Origin of the sequence: Antarcticibacterium flavum, assembly GCF_006159205.1 — a bacterium.
GTDB classification, from domain to species: domain Bacteria; phylum Bacteroidota; class Bacteroidia; order Flavobacteriales; family Flavobacteriaceae; genus Gillisia; species Gillisia flava.
On record NZ_CP040812.1, the window covers coordinates 271,997 to 287,972 of the forward strand.

General features: G+C 42.4%; 17 protein-coding genes. 14 read left to right on the top strand and 3 right to left on the bottom strand.

Annotation, left to right across the window (positions count from 1 at the left end; genetic code table 11):
- Window positions 1–7: 7 nt before the first annotated feature.
- Window positions 8–958: an isopenicillin N synthase family dioxygenase gene (locus FHG64_RS01210; protein ID WP_139067858.1), complete on the bottom strand. Its 951-nt coding sequence runs from the start codon at window positions 956–958 to the stop codon at window positions 8–10.
- A 127-nt stretch (window positions 959–1,085) separates the two neighbouring features.
- Between FHG64_RS01210 and FHG64_RS01215 the strand changes: the two genes are divergently transcribed.
- From FHG64_RS01215 to FHG64_RS01280, 13 genes are all read left to right on the top strand, one after another.
- Window positions 1,086–3,092, top strand: coding sequence for an alpha-ketoacid dehydrogenase subunit alpha/beta (locus tag FHG64_RS01215; RefSeq protein WP_246054234.1), 2,007 nt, complete (start codon window positions 1,086–1,088; stop codon window positions 3,090–3,092).
- Between the two features lie 127 nt (window positions 3,093–3,219).
- Window positions 3,220–3,381, top strand: coding sequence for a DUF1328 family protein (locus FHG64_RS01220; RefSeq protein ID WP_139064701.1), 162 nt, complete (start codon window positions 3,220–3,222; stop codon window positions 3,379–3,381).
- 79 nt (window positions 3,382–3,460) lie between these two features.
- On the top strand, window positions 3,461–3,943 hold the full coding sequence (locus FHG64_RS01225; RefSeq protein WP_139064702.1) for a lipocalin-like domain-containing protein: 483 nt from the start codon (window positions 3,461–3,463) through the stop codon (window positions 3,941–3,943).
- A gap of 11 nt (window positions 3,944–3,954) precedes the next feature.
- Entirely contained in the window at window positions 3,955–4,653 is a 699-nt protein-coding gene (locus tag FHG64_RS01230) for an OmpA family protein (protein ID WP_139064703.1), read from the top strand.
- 66 nt (window positions 4,654–4,719) lie between these two features.
- Window positions 4,720–5,844, top strand: coding sequence for an NAD(P)/FAD-dependent oxidoreductase (locus tag FHG64_RS01235; RefSeq protein ID WP_139064704.1), 1,125 nt, complete (start codon window positions 4,720–4,722; stop codon window positions 5,842–5,844).
- Window positions 5,841–6,566 carry a methyltransferase domain-containing protein gene (locus FHG64_RS01240; protein ID WP_139064705.1) on the top strand — a complete coding sequence of 242 codons (726 nt, stop codon included), beginning with the start codon at window positions 5,841–5,843 and terminating at the stop codon, window positions 6,564–6,566. Before FHG64_RS01235 ends, FHG64_RS01240 begins: the two co-directional genes overlap by 4 nt.
- Window positions 6,563–7,615: a type III polyketide synthase gene (locus FHG64_RS01245; protein WP_139067860.1), complete on the top strand. Its 1,053-nt coding sequence runs from the start codon at window positions 6,563–6,565 to the stop codon at window positions 7,613–7,615. Before FHG64_RS01240 ends, FHG64_RS01245 begins: the two co-directional genes overlap by 4 nt.
- A complete protein-coding gene (locus FHG64_RS01250) occupies window positions 7,609–8,406 on the top strand; it encodes an enoyl-ACP reductase FabI (protein WP_139064706.1) in 798 nt (265 codons plus the stop codon). Before FHG64_RS01245 ends, FHG64_RS01250 begins: the two co-directional genes overlap by 7 nt.
- Before the next feature lie 114 nt (window positions 8,407–8,520).
- Window positions 8,521–8,961: a 3-hydroxyacyl-ACP dehydratase FabZ family protein gene (locus FHG64_RS01255; protein ID WP_139064707.1), complete on the top strand. Its 441-nt coding sequence runs from the start codon at window positions 8,521–8,523 to the stop codon at window positions 8,959–8,961.
- 626 nt (window positions 8,962–9,587) lie between these two features.
- Window positions 9,588–10,859 carry a beta-ketoacyl-[acyl-carrier-protein] synthase family protein gene (locus FHG64_RS01265; RefSeq protein ID WP_139064708.1) on the top strand — a complete coding sequence of 424 codons (1,272 nt, stop codon included), beginning with the start codon at window positions 9,588–9,590 and terminating at the stop codon, window positions 10,857–10,859.
- A 46-nt stretch (window positions 10,860–10,905) separates the two neighbouring features.
- Window positions 10,906–11,160 carry an acyl carrier protein gene (locus tag FHG64_RS01270; RefSeq protein ID WP_139064709.1) on the top strand — a complete coding sequence of 85 codons (255 nt, stop codon included), beginning with the start codon at window positions 10,906–10,908 and terminating at the stop codon, window positions 11,158–11,160.
- A complete protein-coding gene (locus FHG64_RS01275) occupies window positions 11,157–11,735 on the top strand; it encodes a 4'-phosphopantetheinyl transferase family protein (RefSeq protein WP_139064710.1) in 579 nt (192 codons plus the stop codon). The genes FHG64_RS01270 and FHG64_RS01275 overlap by 4 nt, the downstream gene beginning before the upstream one ends.
- An 85-nt stretch (window positions 11,736–11,820) precedes the next feature.
- Window positions 11,821–12,543, top strand: coding sequence for a hypothetical protein (locus tag FHG64_RS01280; RefSeq protein ID WP_139064711.1), 723 nt, complete (start codon window positions 11,821–11,823; stop codon window positions 12,541–12,543).
- A 175-nt stretch (window positions 12,544–12,718) separates the two neighbouring features.
- On the opposite strand, the gene FHG64_RS01285 is transcribed toward FHG64_RS01280, so the two are convergent.
- Window positions 12,719–13,201 (bottom strand): hypothetical protein, encoded by a 483-nt coding sequence (locus FHG64_RS01285; protein ID WP_139064712.1) that lies wholly within the window; start codon window positions 13,199–13,201, stop codon window positions 12,719–12,721.
- Window positions 13,202–13,401: 200 nt separating this feature from the next.
- Here FHG64_RS01285 and FHG64_RS01290 point away from each other — a divergent pair, with 200 nt between their 5' ends.
- Window positions 13,402–15,438 (top strand): aconitate hydratase, encoded by a 2,037-nt coding sequence (locus FHG64_RS01290; RefSeq protein ID WP_139064713.1) that lies wholly within the window; start codon window positions 13,402–13,404, stop codon window positions 15,436–15,438.
- Window positions 15,439–15,520: 82 nt separating this feature from the next.
- On the opposite strand, the gene FHG64_RS01295 is transcribed toward FHG64_RS01290, so the two are convergent.
- Window positions 15,521–15,820: an HPF/RaiA family ribosome-associated protein gene (locus FHG64_RS01295; protein ID WP_139064714.1), complete on the bottom strand. Its 300-nt coding sequence runs from the start codon at window positions 15,818–15,820 to the stop codon at window positions 15,521–15,523.
- Window positions 15,821–15,976: the final 156 nt, after the last annotated feature.

Here is a 15,976-nt window from a genome sequence, read left to right on the forward strand (position 1 = left end):
GTGAAATTTATTTTTTTATAAGTCCAATCTCAATAAGCCGCTGGTGTAGAAATTCACCGGCAGTAATATCCTCATACTGCTTTGGGTTATTCTCATCTATACACTCCTCCAGGCAGTTTAAAGGCATTTCACTGCGTGGGTGCATAAAGAAAGGTATGGAGTACCGTGGTTTGTCCCATTGCTCTTTAGGAGGATTTATCACCTTATGAATGGTAGACCTTAGTTTATTATTGGTAAGCCGCTCCAGCATATCTCCAACATTGATCACCAGTTCGTCTTCCTGCGGGATGGCATCTATCCATTGACCGTCTTTTCTAAGCACTTGCAGGCCACCAGTGGAAGCTCCCATTAAAAGGGTGATAAGGTTGATATCCCCATGTGCTCCTGCACGTTCGGCACCCTTTGGTTCTTCAGTGATTGGAGGATAGTGAATAGGACGCAAAATACTATTCCCATTGCTGGCCCAATGATCAAAATAATGTTCATCCAGGCCTATATAAAGAGCAAGGGCTCTTAATACATAAATTCCTGTTTTTTCCAGCATACGGTAGGCTTCCATCCCTGTATGATTGAAATCTTTAAGTTCCTCTACCTGGACATTTTTAGGATATTCTTCTATAAGATTGGCATCTTTGGAAGGTTCCTGTCCAAAATGCCAGAATTCCTTAAGATCACCCTCTTTTTTGCCTTTGGCATGTTCCTTTCCAAAGGAAATATATCCTCTCTGGCCACCCAGGCCTTCGATCTCGTATTTCTTCTTCACATCTAGCGGCAGGTCAAAAAAGGATTTCACCTCTTTATATAATTCATCTACAAGATCATCACTTAAAAAGTGGTTCTTTAGTGAAACAAAGCCTATCTCCTCATAAGCTCTACCTATTTCTTCCACAAATTTTTGTTTCCTCTTGGGGTCATCGCTCAGGAAATCTGCCAGATCTACGCTGGGAATATTATTCATAGCCATTTTATGCTGTTTTTTTCAAAGTTAACACACAAAGTTAAAGAAAATAACCGGAGTTTAAATTATTAAGTGATATAGAAGAAAGCTCCAAAATTATTTACATTTGGATAACAAATCTTGCAACATGGAAACTCAACCGGGAACAGATATATCATTTACTTATAATAAGGAAGGACTTTCAAATGACAAATTGCTGCAGCTTTATACTGCTATGCTCAAACCCAGGCTAATAGAGGAGAAGATGCTTATACTGCTGCGCCAGGGAAAAATATCCAAGTGGTTTAGCGGGATTGGACAGGAAGCCATTTCCATAGGTGTTACCCTTGCGATGGATAAAGATGAATACATCCTGCCTATGCACAGGAACCTTGGAGTTTTTACCGCCAGGGAGATCCCACTTTACAGATTGTTCTCACAGTGGCAGGGAAAGGCTAATGGTTTTACCAAAGGCAGAGACAGGAGCTTTCACTTTGGGACACAGGAATTCAGGATCGTGGGAATGATCTCTCACCTGGGACCGCAGCTGGGGGTGGCAGATGGGATTGCTCTTGCACATAAACTAAGGAAGGAAAAGAAACTTACAGCAGTTTTTACAGGGGAAGGTGGCACCAGCGAAGGGGACTTTCACGAAGCACTCAATATTGCATCGGTTTGGGACCTGCCTGTGCTATTTTGTATAGAAAATAATGGTTACGGACTCTCCACTCCTACAAAGGAGCAGTATAATTGTAAAGATCTTATGGACCGTGGGGCCGGTTATGGAATGGATGCTTATAAGATTGATGGAAATAATATCCTGGAAGTATATAACAGGGTTTCTGAGATTGCTGAAAGCGTTCGGAAAAACCCACGGCCCGTTCTACTGGAATTCATAACTTTCAGAATGCGAGGGCACGAAGAGGCAAGCGGCACCAAGTACGTCCCGCAGGAGTTGATGGATGAATGGGCCTCAAAAGATCCTATCCTTAATTTCAGGAATTATTTGATGGAGGAGAAGATACTTTCAGAAGAACAGGAAAAACAATTCACAGAGGATATAAAAGCTGAGATCGACCACAATTTACAACTGGCGTATGAAGAGGATAATATTATAGCTTCTGAAAGTACAGAATTAAATGATGTGTATAAACCTTATGAATATGAGCACTTTGAAGAAAATTCAGAAAAAGAAGAAGTGAGGTTTATAGATGCGATTTCTGCAGGTTTGCGGCAATCAATGCAACGGCATAATGACCTGGTACTTATGGGCCAGGATATTGCCGATTACGGTGGGGTCTTCAAAATAACCGATGGTTTTCTTGAGGAATTTGGAAAGGAAAGGGTAAGGAATACTCCCATTTGTGAAAGTGGAGTAGTGGCCGCTGCTATGGGGCTTTCAATTAATGGAATGAAAGCCATGGTGGAAATGCAATTTGCAGATTTTGTAAGTTCAGGTTTTAATCCAATAGCCAATTACCTTGCAAAAGTTCATTATCGCTGGGGCCAGCAGGCCGATGTCGTGGTGAGGATGCCTTGCGGTGCCGGTGTGGGGGCCGGGCCTTTTCACAGCCAAACCAATGAAGCCTGGTTTACAAAGATACCCGGTTTAAAAGTGATATATCCTGCATTTCCACTGGATGCTAAAGGCCTGTTGAACACATCCTTTAATGACCCAAACCCTGTGCTGTTCTTTGAGCACAAGGCTTTATACCGTAGTGTGAGACAGGAGGTTCCTACGGGATACTATACTATCCCTTTTGGCAAGGCAGCTTTAATACAGGAAGGAGAAGAGATCACAATAATTTCTTATGGAGCTGGAGCGCACTGGGCTCTGGATACTTTAAAGGAAAACCAGGCAATAAAGGCAGATCTCCTGGACCTGCGAACCCTGCAGCCACTGGATTATGATAGTATTTATAAGTCGGTTAAAAAGACAGGAAAGGTACTCGTTATTACCGAGGATACGACTTTTGGAAGCATAGCCTCAGATATTGCTGCCTCTATTTCTGAAAACTGCTTTGAATTTCTGGATGCTCCCGTAATGAGGCTGGGTAGTATGGAAACTCCTGTACCTTTCACAAAGGCGTTGGAGGATCAATATTTACCAAAGCATTCATTGGCGGGAAAAATTCAGGAGCTTTTGGATTATTAATAAAATTTTAGGAACAACATGAAATATTTAGTATTCCTTAACAATTTCATTGTTAAATAATTAATAATCTTTTGGGTGGCGAGGAGTCGTAGAGTAATTTAGTTTAAGCTAATCAAAAACTAATATTATGGTACGACTAATTGTTATTTTCCTAATTATCGCTATTATAGCCGCCATCTTTGGATTTGGAGGTATAGCTGAAGGAGCTGCAGATATTGCAAAGATCATTTTCTACATATTTGTAGTACTTCTTGTTATCTCTTTAATAAGTAGATTATTTAGACGATAAAAAATTAAACTTAAAAGATCCGGGCATGGGAGGAATTCATATGTCTGGATCTTTTTTATTAACCCAAAAATTGAAAAAGATGAAAAAAGTGTTATTTATCCTGGTTGCAGCATTATTGGTTATCTCCTGTGGACCCAGTAAAACTGCTATAGATGCCAGAAAAACCTTTAGGGGAGATTGGGTACTTAACAGTATTACTTACCCAAATAACCCTGGGGATTTCAATGTAACCTTGTTTAACGAAGCCTCGGCCTCCTGTTTCCAGGGAAGTATGTGGAGTTTCGTTTCCAATAATAATACAGGAACTTATACTCTGCAGGGGCCCGGATGTGAAGCAACAGGAGAACGTTATTTTAACTGGTCCATAGATGAGGAAAATACACCCGATGGGGCTTATGACCTTATGTTAAAACCTACAGATGATCGTTACAGGTCTACAACAGGAAACCAGGGTTTCCGTATTAACCTTAGACAATTATCTGAGACCTCAATGACCTGGGAACAAACGGTAACCCTTGAAGGTTCACCTTTTGTTATCCAAATGAACTTTACTAAACTTTAAAAACGAAAATTATGAGAATAGGATTGAATAAGTTTATGGCATTTTTATTTGTTGCATCTACATTATTATACGGTTGTGATGCAACGCGTAATGCGAGTAATAAACAAAAAGGAGCCGTTATTGGTAGTGCAGGTGGTGCTGTAGTTGGCGGTGTAATTGGTAATAATACCGGTGATGGTAATACTGCTCTTGGAGCTATTATTGGTGGTGTTGTTGGTGGTGCCGCAGGTGCATATATTGGTAATCGTATGGACAAGCAGGCACAGGAGATAGAACAGGAAATCCCGGGAGCTGAAGTTGAGCGTGTGGGAGAAGGTATTAATGTGACCTTTGATGAATCCAGTGGAGTTTATTTTGATACTGAAAAATTCAATATCAACGCAAGATCACAGGAAACCCTGAACAAACTTGCTGCAATCTTTAAGGAATACCCAGATACCAATATTTTGGTAGAGGGTCATACAGACAGCCAGGGTAGTGAGAGCTATAACCTTACACTATCTAAGAACCGTGCGCAGGCAGTTACTAATTACCTTGTGAACAACGGGGTGCAACAAGGACGTTTTACCACCAATTGGTACGGTGAATCGCAACCGAAGTATGATAATAATACTGCTGAAGGTCGCGCCAAGAACCGTAGAGTAGAACTTGCTATTGTTGCTAATGAAAAATTGCAAAAAGAAGCTGAGCAGGCTGCCCAGCAAAACTAGATTTTTTATATATTTAAAAAAGAAGGATCCCGGGTTGTACCCGGGATTTTTTACTTAATTTCTAATTTGGCACGAAATAACAAGATAGTAGTTATAGGAGGAGGCCTGGCAGGCCTGTCTGCCGCAATACATCTTGCTATTTGTGGCCAACAGGTAACCCTCTTTGAAAAAGAAATGTATCCCCACCATAAAGTGTGCGGGGAATATTTGTCAAAAGAAGTACTCCCTTACCTTAAATTCCTTGGAGTGGACCTGGGATCGTCCGGGCCGGTAGAGATCGACAAACTTTTTTACAGCACCCCTTCAGGAAAGGAAATACATACCCGTCTTCCACTTGGAGGCATTGGAATAAGCCGGTATACCCTGGATGAGATTTTATATAAAAAAGCGGTGAGCCTGGGAATTGAAGTGAAACAAGAGGAGGTAAAGGAGATTGAATTTGATGAAGGAATACATAAGATTAAAACTTCGCACAGTTATACTGAGGCAGGGATAGTTCTGGGAGCATATGGGAAACGAGATGCTTTGGACAGGAAGTTACATCGTCCCTTTATCCAAAAAAAGACCGGTTGGCTGGCGATAAAAGCCCATTATCAAATGAATGGGTATCCCCGGGATACAGTTTCCCTTCACAATTTTAAAGGGGGATATTGCGGGCTCTCCATGACAGAGACGGGCGCCATTAATGTATGTTACCTGGCTACCTATAGTAGTTTTAAAGATCATAAAGATCCTGAAGTCTTTAAGGAAAAGGTACTCAGAAAGAACAGGCATCTTGCTCAATTCTTTTCCAAAGCCACCAGTCTATTTGAAAAGGACCTTACAATCGCCCAGATCTCTTTTGACAGGAAAGCTTTGATTGAGGACCATATTCTTATGCTGGGGGACAGTGCAGCCCTTATTCACCCTTTGTGCGGTAATGGGATGGCTATGGCTATTCATAGCGCCAAATTGGCTTCTGAAGCGGTAATGGAATACCTGGTTACCCCCGGCGGAAGCAGAGAGAACCTGGAGCACAGGTATGAAGCAGAATGGAACAGGAGTTTCAAATCACGAATTAATACCGGGAGGATGCTACAAAAAGTGCTTTTAAATCCTGCCCTGGCTGAAATTTCACAGAATACAGTTCAGCTATTTCCCGGCCTTTTGCCACATATTATTAAACGAACCCATGGAATCCCTGTTGAATGAAAAAAATAAATACTTCTAAAAGAACGAATGACTCGGAGATCATGGATGATTTTGACCTGCAGGGACCCGAGCTGGAGGTTACACTGGATGATCTGGACAAAGTAAATAAATGGCTGGGAGGAAATAAGATCACCCTGCAGGGGGTGAAAAAGCTTTTGCTGGAACACCCCGGCTCAAACCCCATCAGCATTCTGGACATTGGTTGTGGGAATGGCAGCATGTTGAGAGAAATAGCCAACTGGGGCCGCGCTGCCGGTTATAATCTTAGTCTTACCGGTGTGGATGCCAATTCGCATGCTATAGAAATAGCCGAAAGGAAATCTGAATTCTTCCCCGAGATCAACTATGAAACTTTAAACATTTTTAGTAATGACTTTAGGAGCAGGGAATATGACATTGTTCTTTGTACCTTGACCCTTCATCATTTCAAGGATCCCGAGATAGAGGAAATAATGACAGCATTCTACAGGCAGGCAAGGCTGGGGATCGTGATCAATGATCTACACAGGAGTAGGCAGGCCTATATACTTTTTAAGGCCTTTTGTAAGGTGTTTATTAATAATAAGATCGCCCGGGATGATGGGCTAACTTCTATTCTAAGAGGATTTAAGAAAAAAGAATTAAAGAAATTTGCCGCCCAAATCCCGGCGGCCAAACAGGAGATCAAATGGAAATGGGCCTACAGGTACCAATGGATCATCCAAAAGCCACAAGCAAAATGAGTGTAAGAATAAGTCACGTAGAAAAAGAATTACCCCGCTACTCCAGGGAAACTAAGGATATCCTGCCTCTTGTAGACCAATGGCTGGAAGGGCAGGAGGAGCGCTTTCGCAGGAAGGTTCTGAAGATCTTTGAAGGTGCCGGGGTAGATAAACGTTATTCAATAATGGCTCCTGAAGAGGTTTTCACCGCTACCTCTTTTGAGGATAAGAATAATATATATGTACGTGAGGTGAAGGAGCTTGGTAAGAATGTGTTGCAGAAGAGTTTACGAAATGCCGGCTGGGATAAGGATTCCCTTGACTATATTATCACTGTAAGCTGCACCGGGATAATGATCCCTTCCCTGGATGCTTACCTCATTAACGAATTATCTTTAAAACAGGATATAATTCGCCTGCCGGTGACAGAAATGGGTTGTGCCGCGGGTATTTCAGGAATGATCTATGCCAGTAACTTTTTAAAAGCCAATCCCGGGAAGCGTGCAGCAGTAATAGCAGTAGAAAGTCCAACCGCAACTTTCCAGCTCAATGATTACAGCATGGCCAATATGGTAAGCGCTGCCATTTTTGGCGATGGTGCTGCCTGCGTCCTCCTGACTTCAAGAGAGGAGGATGAGGGACCACAAATAGTAGCAGAGGAGATGTATCACTTTTTTGATGCCACACATATGATGGGCTTTAGCCTCACCAATAACGGTCTTCAAATGATACTTGACGAAAGTGTTCCGGCTACCATCTCACAGCATTTCCCCAATATCATTCATCCATTCCTGGAGAAAAACGGCACCTCTATAGAAGAAGTGGATCACCTGATTTTCCATCCCGGTGGAAAAAAAATTGTTCAAACAGTTTCTGATCTTTTTGGTACCTTAGGGAAGAATATTGATGATACCCGGGAAGTTTTAAGGTTATATGGCAATATGAGCAGTGTAACCGTACTTTATGTACTGCAGCGTTTTCTAAGCCAGGATATCCCGCAAGGGGAGCAGGGGCTTATGTTAAGCTTTGGACCGGGATTTTCAGCTCAAAGAATTTTAATAAAATGGTAGCAGAATTTAAAGATCAAAATTACTGGGCCCTTATCCTTGGTGGGAGCAGCGGGCTTGGCCTTGCCACAGCTAGAAAACTGGCACAACACGGGATGAATATAATCATTATACATCGCGACAGGAAAGCCGAGATCCCCGAGATCGAAGAGGCCTTTGAAGAAATAAGAAATGCCGATGTGCGCCTTGAAAGTTTTAATATTGATGCTATCCAAAAAGAAAAAAGGGCAGGGCTTATTGCCGAGATCACCGGTATACTTGAGAAAAGCAATGGCAAAATAAGAACCCTTGTGCACAGTATAGCCAAAGGGAACTTAAAGCCAATGACCGGGGAAGGCCCTATTCTTGAAAATATAGATTTTCAGCTCACCCTGGATGCCATGGCCCTTAGTTTATACGACTGGACACAAGCCGTTTTCCAGGCCAAATTGTTTGCAAAGGACTCCCGGGTGATCTCGTTTACGAGTGAAGGAAATCAGAAGGCCTGGGCAAACTATGCTGCAGTATCTGTGGCCAAAGTCGCTATGGAATCCATTACTCGCAGCATGGCACTGGAATTTGCATCCCATGGAATTCGTTGTAATTGCATACAGGCAGGAGTAACCGTTACGCGGTCATTCCAGCTTATCCCGGGCAGTGAGACCCTAAAGGAACATGCCCTAAAACGCAATCCCTATCGCAGGCTCACCGTTCCTAATGACGTGGCAAATGTTGTTTACCTGCTTTCCAAAGATGAAGCCTGCTGGATCACCGGGGCGATCATTCCTGTGAATGGCGGGGAGCACTTAAAGTAATATCTGGCTTAAAAAAGACCTGCAGCTTTAGAGTTCTCCCGCTAACAGTGAATTAGTCTTTGAAAACTTCATTGGCATTTTACTGCCAATTTAATCAATTTAAAATATTAGATCTTGGCTTATAAAAATATCATTACCCGTCTCCCATATTCCCCGCCTTTTTTATTTGTAGATGATCTTAGCTATGTAGATGAGAATGGAGCCACGGGCACTTATACCTTTCCGCCGGAGTCTTTTTTCTACCGGGGACATTTTACAGATAATCCGGTAACTCCCGGTGTGATATTAACTGAATGTATGGCACAAATAGGAGTGGTATGCCTGGGCATTCATCTACTGGACAATGAACCTTCTTTGAGGGAGCGCAAGGAAACCAAAATTGCACTTAGTTCTACCACGGTCGATTTCTACCTTCCCGTCCTGCCAGGAGAGGAGGTAAAGGTGGTATCAGAAAAACTTTATTTCAGATTTAATAAACTCAAGTGCAAAATAGAAATGCTAAATACGGAAGGAAAACTGGTGTGCAGGGGTGAAATTGCGGGAATGATTGGATAATTCTGAAAAGAGCCAAGAAACAAGAGCCAAGAAACAAGAGGCAAGAAACAAAAATCAAGACCAGAGAAAAAAGAGAAGAGAGAAGAGACAACCAGGGAAATGAAAACGGTAAACGGAAAACGGTAAACAGAAAACGGTAAACAGAAAACGGTAAACAAAAACAGAAAACATTAGTGCCTTCGTGGCTGTTTGAAAAGAATCAAGAAGCAAGAAACAAGAGCCAAGACCAGAGAGAAGAGAGAAGAGAAAAAAGACCGGACCAGGAACTGAAAACGGCAAACGGTAAACAGAAAACAGAAAACATTAGTGCCTTCGTGGCATTTTGAAAAGAAACAAGAGTCAAGAAACAAGAAGCAAGAAACAAGAATCAAGACCAGAGAAAAAAGAGAAGAGAAAAAAGACCGGACCAGGGGAACAGAAAACGGTAAACAGAAAACGGTAAACAGAAAACATTAGTGCATTCGTGGCTGTTTGAAAAGAATCAAGAAGCAAGAACCAAGAAACAAGACAAAAGAGTAAAAAGAAGAGAGAAGAAAAAAAAGCCGGACTAGGGAACAGAAAACGGTAAACGGAAAACGGTAAACAGAAAACACTAAAAAACAAACCCCAAACACCAAATAAAAAAGATGAACCGGGTAGTAATAACAGGTATGGGAGTGGCGGCGCCAAATGCCGTGGGATTGGAGGCTTTTGAGAAGGCAATAAGAGAAGGTGAGAGCGGGATCAGGTTTTTTAAGGAACTGGAAGAACTCAATTTCAGTTGCCAGATAGGAGGGAAGCCTGAAGTTCCCGCTGAAATGTTGGAGAAATATTTCACTCCATTACAACTTCGTGGCCTTAACAGCAGCGGGATCATATATGGAGTTATTGCCGGGATGGACGCATGGAAAGATGCCGCCCTGGAACCCTCACCTGAAGGAGAAGTTTTATATGACAGCGGGATCATCTTTGGAACCGGGATCCTGGGTGTTGATAAATTTCGGGAAGCCATACATTTGATTGACGCTGGAAAAACCCGAAGGTTGGGAAGCACCAGTGTGATCCAAACCATGGCCAGCGGGATAAGTGCATATCTTGGGGGAATTCTTGGTTGTGGCAACCAGGTAACTACAAACTCCTCAGCTTGTACCACGGGTACTGAAGCTGTACTCATGGCCTATGAAAGAATAAAAGCAGGAAAAGCAAAACGGATGCTTGCAGGAAGCTGCGGCGACCACGGGCCTTATGTGTGGGGTGGTTTTGACGCGATGAGGATCCTGCCGGGAAAATACAACCTGGATCCCCAAATCGCCTCGAGGCCTATGAGTGCCTCTGCCACAGGCTTTGTGCCAGGAAGTGGTGCCGGTGCTTTGGTGCTGGAAGATTACGACCTTGCCATTGAGCGCGGGGCAAAAATATATGCCGAGGTGCTGGGGGGAGAAATGAATAGCGGCGGACAGCGGGCCGGAGGCAGTATGACCGCTGCGAATAGTGAGGCGGTGCAACGTTGTATTACAGCTGCTCTTCAAAACTCGGGTATCGCTGCACGGGATGTGGACCTCATTAACGGTCACCTCACTGCCACTACGCGGGATAGTGTGGAGATCAAGAACTGGGTTGAGGCACTGGAAAGGGAAGGGGATGATTTTCCCTATATCAATTCGCTTAAGGGAATGACAGGACATTGCCTTAGTGCCTCGGGCAGCATTGAATGTGTGGCTTCAGTACTGCAGCTAAAGAATAATTTCATCTTTGGCAATATTAATTGTGAGGATCTGCACCCCGATATCCAGAGCTTGATCTCTGATAAAAAGGTCCCGCGCAGCACAATCCAATCAAATGGGGAAATGGAGATCCTGGCCAAAGCCAGTTTTGGTTTTGGAGATGTTAATGCGGTAGTTGTTTTTAAAAGAATTTGATAAATTACCTGCAGCTAACCAATTCTAATAATAAAATATCGATAGAATGAGCAATAATGATATCCTGGAAAAATTAAAGATTATTGTAACCCCATATGCACAGGAGAAAAGTGCCCTGGAAAATTTTGGGGAGGAAACAGATTTTATAAATGACTTGCAGGTAAACTCGGCCAACCTGGTTGATGTTGTGCTGGATGTGGAAGATGAGTTCAATATTGAGATCGACAATGATTCTATGGATGGGATGCTCACAGCCGGTGATGCCAGGGAGATCATCCAACGCAAACTCGCGGGAGAATGATTGGCAATGATATTGTAGACCTGCAGGCAGCAGCGGCACAAAGTAACTGGCGACGCCCGGGATACCTGCAAAAGATCTTTGACCGGGAGGAACAAACCCAAATTTACCAAAGTGCAAATCCAGACCTTTTAGTATGGACAATTTGGTCCATGAAGGAAGCAGCATATAAGGCACGGCAAAGGGAATGTGGTCTAACGAGAAATTTCTATCCAGGCCGGTTTAAATGTAAAATTCTAAAACAGGAAACTTCTTCAGCTTCGGGGAAGGTCACAATTGAGGAGAGAGAATATTTTACCAAAACGCTATATAAGAACTGCTGTATACATACCACTGCATCAACATCAGCAGGGACAGGGATCTTCAGCGAAATTTATCCTTCTTCAGCAAATATTAAAGAGATACTTCTGGAGAGAATTTCAAGCTGGAAGGACCTTCCGCAGTCATTATTCAGCATTGAAAAAGATGAAAATTTCATACCCGTAATTTTTTTTAACAAGGAGGTGCAGGGATGGGCTTTCAGCATTTCTCACCATGGAAAGTTTTCTGCTTTTTCCCTGCCGTTAATGAAAGATTAAAAACTCGTTAAACAGTATTAAAGACCCTTGAATAAATTGCCTGCCGTTGTAAATTGATTCACTAATCCAAAAACTTTTTAATTTTATGAAGACGGTAGATAAAATGGAGATACTGCACAGCCAGAGTGCAGAATTTATTAAGCAGGGCGAAACCGGAAAATTTCTTAAACTTATTCCGGATACCTTTATTATCAAAGGAGGAGAAAGAGAAAACGGCGTACATCAGGGGTATGCGGTAAGACATATAAATCGCAAGGATATTATCCTTATTGATGTGGTGGAAAATTCTACCAAAGAAGCAGTGAAAAAGCTTGTCAAGGATGGTTATACCATCAAAGGTATCCTTATTTCCAACCATCTTGTTTACAAGACTGCCTATGCAGATGTAAAGACAATGAGTGAAGATGCAGGTGGAGCACCCGTTTTTATGCACCCAAGGATATCTCCCAAAGATGGGGATACTTTAAAGGATATTACCGGAAGACACGACATAATCAAACATTTTGGCCTTACAATTACAGACCTTCCCGGGAATGGTGGAGGATCTGTACTGATATATTCTGATATCAACGACGGAATGTTATTTACCGGTGCCGATGCAGATGGATCTCCTTTTGACAGTGATCTAAATACCTTTACAAGAGGAAAACTGGATAGTAAGAATGACGAATATGGGCTGGCAGAAAGCTGGGGAGCTTATGTGATGCCTTTCACTTATTTATTTCCTTTAAAAGGAAAACCGGCTTTTAATATTGATGAGGGACAACGAACAGATATCCTGGCTAAACTTAGCCGCATACAGGAATAATTCAATACCAACAATCCACAATAGAACATTAGCTAACTTATAAAAGGGGACTATTTCTAAAGCATTCTCACGTCATTCACAATTTTATTAAAACTCCTGCTATGGAGAGAAAAAGTAAAATTCAGCTTGATGTAATTTGAAGAGTGTTTTTCGAATAGTCTCTTTTTTATTGATATTACCTTTCGGTTTCCTGTTCCTCATTTTCATTATCTACCAGTGGATGGTCTGTTACCCGCAGGCCTACTATAAGGATCACATTGGCAATCGTGCCGTATAGCATGGTGATCACTGCTATAAACCCACCACCAATCACGGCGGCCATACCAAGACTTACGTAATAGATAGTAGAGAACCAGGCATTGGGAACTTCCCGGCTTTCGGTAATTGGTAAATTAAACAGCATAAAGGTGATAATGGCAACAATAATTAAAATGGTATCTGCTTTTGCAATTGCAAGTACGTGCCTGTAATGGGTTTTATTTATTTGGGATTCTGCTGCGCGGCTAAGGCTTAAAAGTGTAAGCATAAGTGCCAGAATTGTAGAGGCTCCAAGAATTACCGTATTGCACAACATATTGATTCCCGAGAGGGATGTAGTCAATAATTCGCGTGCCTGGTATCCCGATATCTCTCCAAGTACAAAAGTGCCTATAGCCATAAAAAGTGTAGAAACGACCCCGCCGGTAATAGCTCGTTTATAATGGTTTTGGTGGATGACTTCATTGGTTTATTTGCGGTTTTCTAATTTAATTACCCAATAAAAATAGGATTTTAAGCGGGGAGGAGAGTATAAGATATTGTTAAACACTCCGGCTAATCAATTTAAAAATTATAATTTAAAGCATAAAAGAACAAACTATGCCAGCATTGAATGTTACTCAAAAATTAATTAAAGAACACCTTTTGGAAGGGGAAATGACCCCGGGAAAAGAAATAGGAATAAAAATAGACCAGGCTCTGCTACAGGATGCAACAGGAACACTTGTGCAACTTGAACTGGAGGCAATGAACCTTAAAAAAGCAAAGACAGAGGTTGCGGTGCAGTATGTGGATCACAACCTGCTGCAAACAGATTTTAAGAATGCAGATGATCACGCTTTCCTGCTCTCTGCTTCGCAAAAATTTGGCTTATGGTACAGCAGGCCGGGAAATGGGGTGAGCCATCCCGTGCATATGGAACGATTTGGAAAACCCGGAAAGACCATGGTGGGAAGTGACAGTCACACCCCCGCTGCAGGTTCTTTAGGAATGCTTGCAATTGGTACAGGAGGACTGGATGTGGCAGCCGCCATCGCAGGGCAACCTTATTTTGTGAAGATGCCTAAGGTGATGGGAGTAAAGCTAACCGGGAAATTACCCGCCTGGGTTAGCGCCAAGGATGTTATCCTGGAAATGCTTCGTAGATACGATGTAAAGGGAGGAGTAGGAAAGATAATTGAATATTACGGCGACGGCCTTGATAATCTTAGCGCCATGGATCGCCACGTCATCGCAAATATGGGGGCAGAGCTGGGAGCTACCACTACTGTATTCCCAAGTGACGAGGAAACAAGAAGATTCCTGAAACAACAGGGCAGGGAAGAGGACTGGAGAGAGATCCTGCCGGACGAAGGCTGTGAATATGAAGAACACGATGAAATAGTGCTGGATGACCTGGTTCCATTAATTGCGAAACCTACAAGTCCCGGGAATGTAGTTCCCGTGAGTGAAGTTGCAGGTAAGGAAATAAGCCAGGTGGTCATAGGCTCCTCTGCCAACCCCGGTTTGAGGGATTTTTGGATAGCCGGTGCAATTGTAAAGGGTAAAAGTGCACATAATAATGTTTCTTTTGATATCAATCCTACCTCCAGGCAAATTATTCAAAACATGATAGAGAATGGTGCCTTTGGAAACCTAATTACTGCCGGGGCAAGATATCACCAGTCCGGTTGTATGGGGTGTATAGGAATGGGACAGGCGCCCGCTTCCAATACCATAAGTTTACGAACCATGCCGCGTAATTTTCCAAGCCGTAGCGGGACAGAGGATGACCAGGTTTACCTGTGCAGCCCCGAGACCGCAGCAGCATCTGCACTTACAGGAAAGATCACAGATCCCCGGGACCTGGAGAAATTATACGATATGACATATCCTCAATTTGAGGAACCGGAATTACAGATCATACATACAGATATGCTCGTTGCACCACCAGAAGATGGTTCACAGGTGACGCTAAAAAGAGGCCCAAATATCAAAACCCTGCCGGAAATAGAACCCCTGAAAGATAATTGTGAAGTTCCTGTACTCCTTAAAATGGGAGATAATATCTCTACAGATGAGATCCTGAGGGCAGGGGCAGAGGTATTGCCATTTAGAAGTAATTTGCCGGAAATAAGTAAATTCTCATATTCTGTAATAGACAATACTTTTTATGACCGGGCTCAAAAAACAGAGCAGGAATATGGTGGCCATATTGTAGTTGCAAAGGATAATTATGCCCAGGGATCCAGCCGGGAACATGCGGCGCTGGCACCAAAATATTTAGGACAAATCGCGGTAATAGCCAATTCCTATGCCCGTATCGCATGGCAAAACCTGGTGAACTTTGGGATCCTGCCACTGGAATTTATTGACATTAAGGATTTTGATAAGATAGAGCAGGGGGATATTGTAAAATTCTCCAATCTTAGGGAAGATGTGAAGAACAGGAAAAATATACGGGTCAAGATCGAAAAAAAGAACAGCCCCGGTACTACAGAGGTTATAGAAACTAAGCACTCTATGAGCGACAGGCAAATTCAAATTTTACTCAAAGGTGGAATAATAAACGAATTTAAAGCAAGGCTTACCAATGAAGAAGTTGATGCGGTAAATAAGAATACTGTTACCGATAATGAGAGAAGCCAGATCAAGTAGGAATTAGCCATCTTTTACTTGACTAAAAAACCCTTCCCGGAAAATCCTGGAAGGGTTTTTTGCTACCATATATAAAAGCAGGTTAATAAGCCTTCATTTGTCCTTTACGTTTCTCCAGCTGCTTCTCCAGGTCCTTAATAGTCTCTGCGGCCGCAGCTTCGAATGATTCCTCATTGGACTCGGCAAACACAAGAGGGCCGGGACCACTTAAATTGATGTTGCATATATAACCTTTTGGTTCCTCGGGCTCGTGCTTCTTGAACTTCACTTCAGCACTAATGAGCCAGTCGTATCGGTTTTCAAGTTTATCAAGTTTCTTTTGGGTAAATTCTTCTAGACTCTCGCTTCGGTCTAATTTTACATACTGAAATCTGGCATCCATATATTTAAATTTTAATTCATCACAAATAAGGCAATTTGAGCTGAAGGCACAAAGTAATTAGGCCTTTCTTAGCTAAGTTTTAAGAATATTTTGAGGAAAAGTTTATGATGAAATTTCCCTTAAGCTGGTGCCTCAAGCTAATCTCCCAAAACCAAC

What these genes read in the sequence shown, in the direction of transcription:
- FHG64_RS01210 (WP_139067858.1), bottom strand. Translation starts at nt 958, where the DNA reads ATGAATAATATTCCCAGCGTAGATCTGGCAGATTTCCTGAGCGATGAC.
- FHG64_RS01215 (WP_246054234.1), top strand. Translation starts at nt 1,086, where the DNA reads ATGGAAACTCAACCGGGAACAGATATATCATTTACTTATAATAAGGAA.
- FHG64_RS01220 (WP_139064701.1), top strand. Translation starts at nt 3,220, where the DNA reads ATGGTACGACTAATTGTTATTTTCCTAATTATCGCTATTATAGCCGCC.
- FHG64_RS01225 (WP_139064702.1), top strand. Translation starts at nt 3,461, where the DNA reads ATGAAAAAAGTGTTATTTATCCTGGTTGCAGCATTATTGGTTATCTCC.
- FHG64_RS01230 (WP_139064703.1), top strand. Translation starts at nt 3,955, where the DNA reads ATGAGAATAGGATTGAATAAGTTTATGGCATTTTTATTTGTTGCATCT.
- FHG64_RS01240 (WP_139064705.1), top strand. Translation starts at nt 5,841, where the DNA reads ATGAAAAAAATAAATACTTCTAAAAGAACGAATGACTCGGAGATCATG.
- FHG64_RS01245 (WP_139067860.1), top strand. Translation starts at nt 6,563, where the DNA reads ATGAGTGTAAGAATAAGTCACGTAGAAAAAGAATTACCCCGCTACTCC.
- FHG64_RS01250 (WP_139064706.1), top strand. Translation starts at nt 7,609, where the DNA reads ATGGTAGCAGAATTTAAAGATCAAAATTACTGGGCCCTTATCCTTGGT.
- FHG64_RS01265 (WP_139064708.1), top strand. Translation starts at nt 9,588, where the DNA reads ATGAACCGGGTAGTAATAACAGGTATGGGAGTGGCGGCGCCAAATGCC.
- FHG64_RS01270 (WP_139064709.1), top strand. Translation starts at nt 10,906, where the DNA reads ATGAGCAATAATGATATCCTGGAAAAATTAAAGATTATTGTAACCCCA.
- FHG64_RS01275 (WP_139064710.1), top strand. Translation starts at nt 11,157, where the DNA reads ATGATTGGCAATGATATTGTAGACCTGCAGGCAGCAGCGGCACAAAGT.
- FHG64_RS01280 (WP_139064711.1), top strand. Translation starts at nt 11,821, where the DNA reads ATGAAGACGGTAGATAAAATGGAGATACTGCACAGCCAGAGTGCAGAA.
- FHG64_RS01285 (WP_139064712.1), bottom strand. Translation starts at nt 13,201, where the DNA reads ATGGCTATAGGCACTTTTGTACTTGGAGAGATATCGGGATACCAGGCA.
- FHG64_RS01290 (WP_139064713.1), top strand. Translation starts at nt 13,402, where the DNA reads ATGCCAGCATTGAATGTTACTCAAAAATTAATTAAAGAACACCTTTTG.
- FHG64_RS01295 (WP_139064714.1), bottom strand. Translation starts at nt 15,820, where the DNA reads ATGGATGCCAGATTTCAGTATGTAAAATTAGACCGAAGCGAGAGTCTA.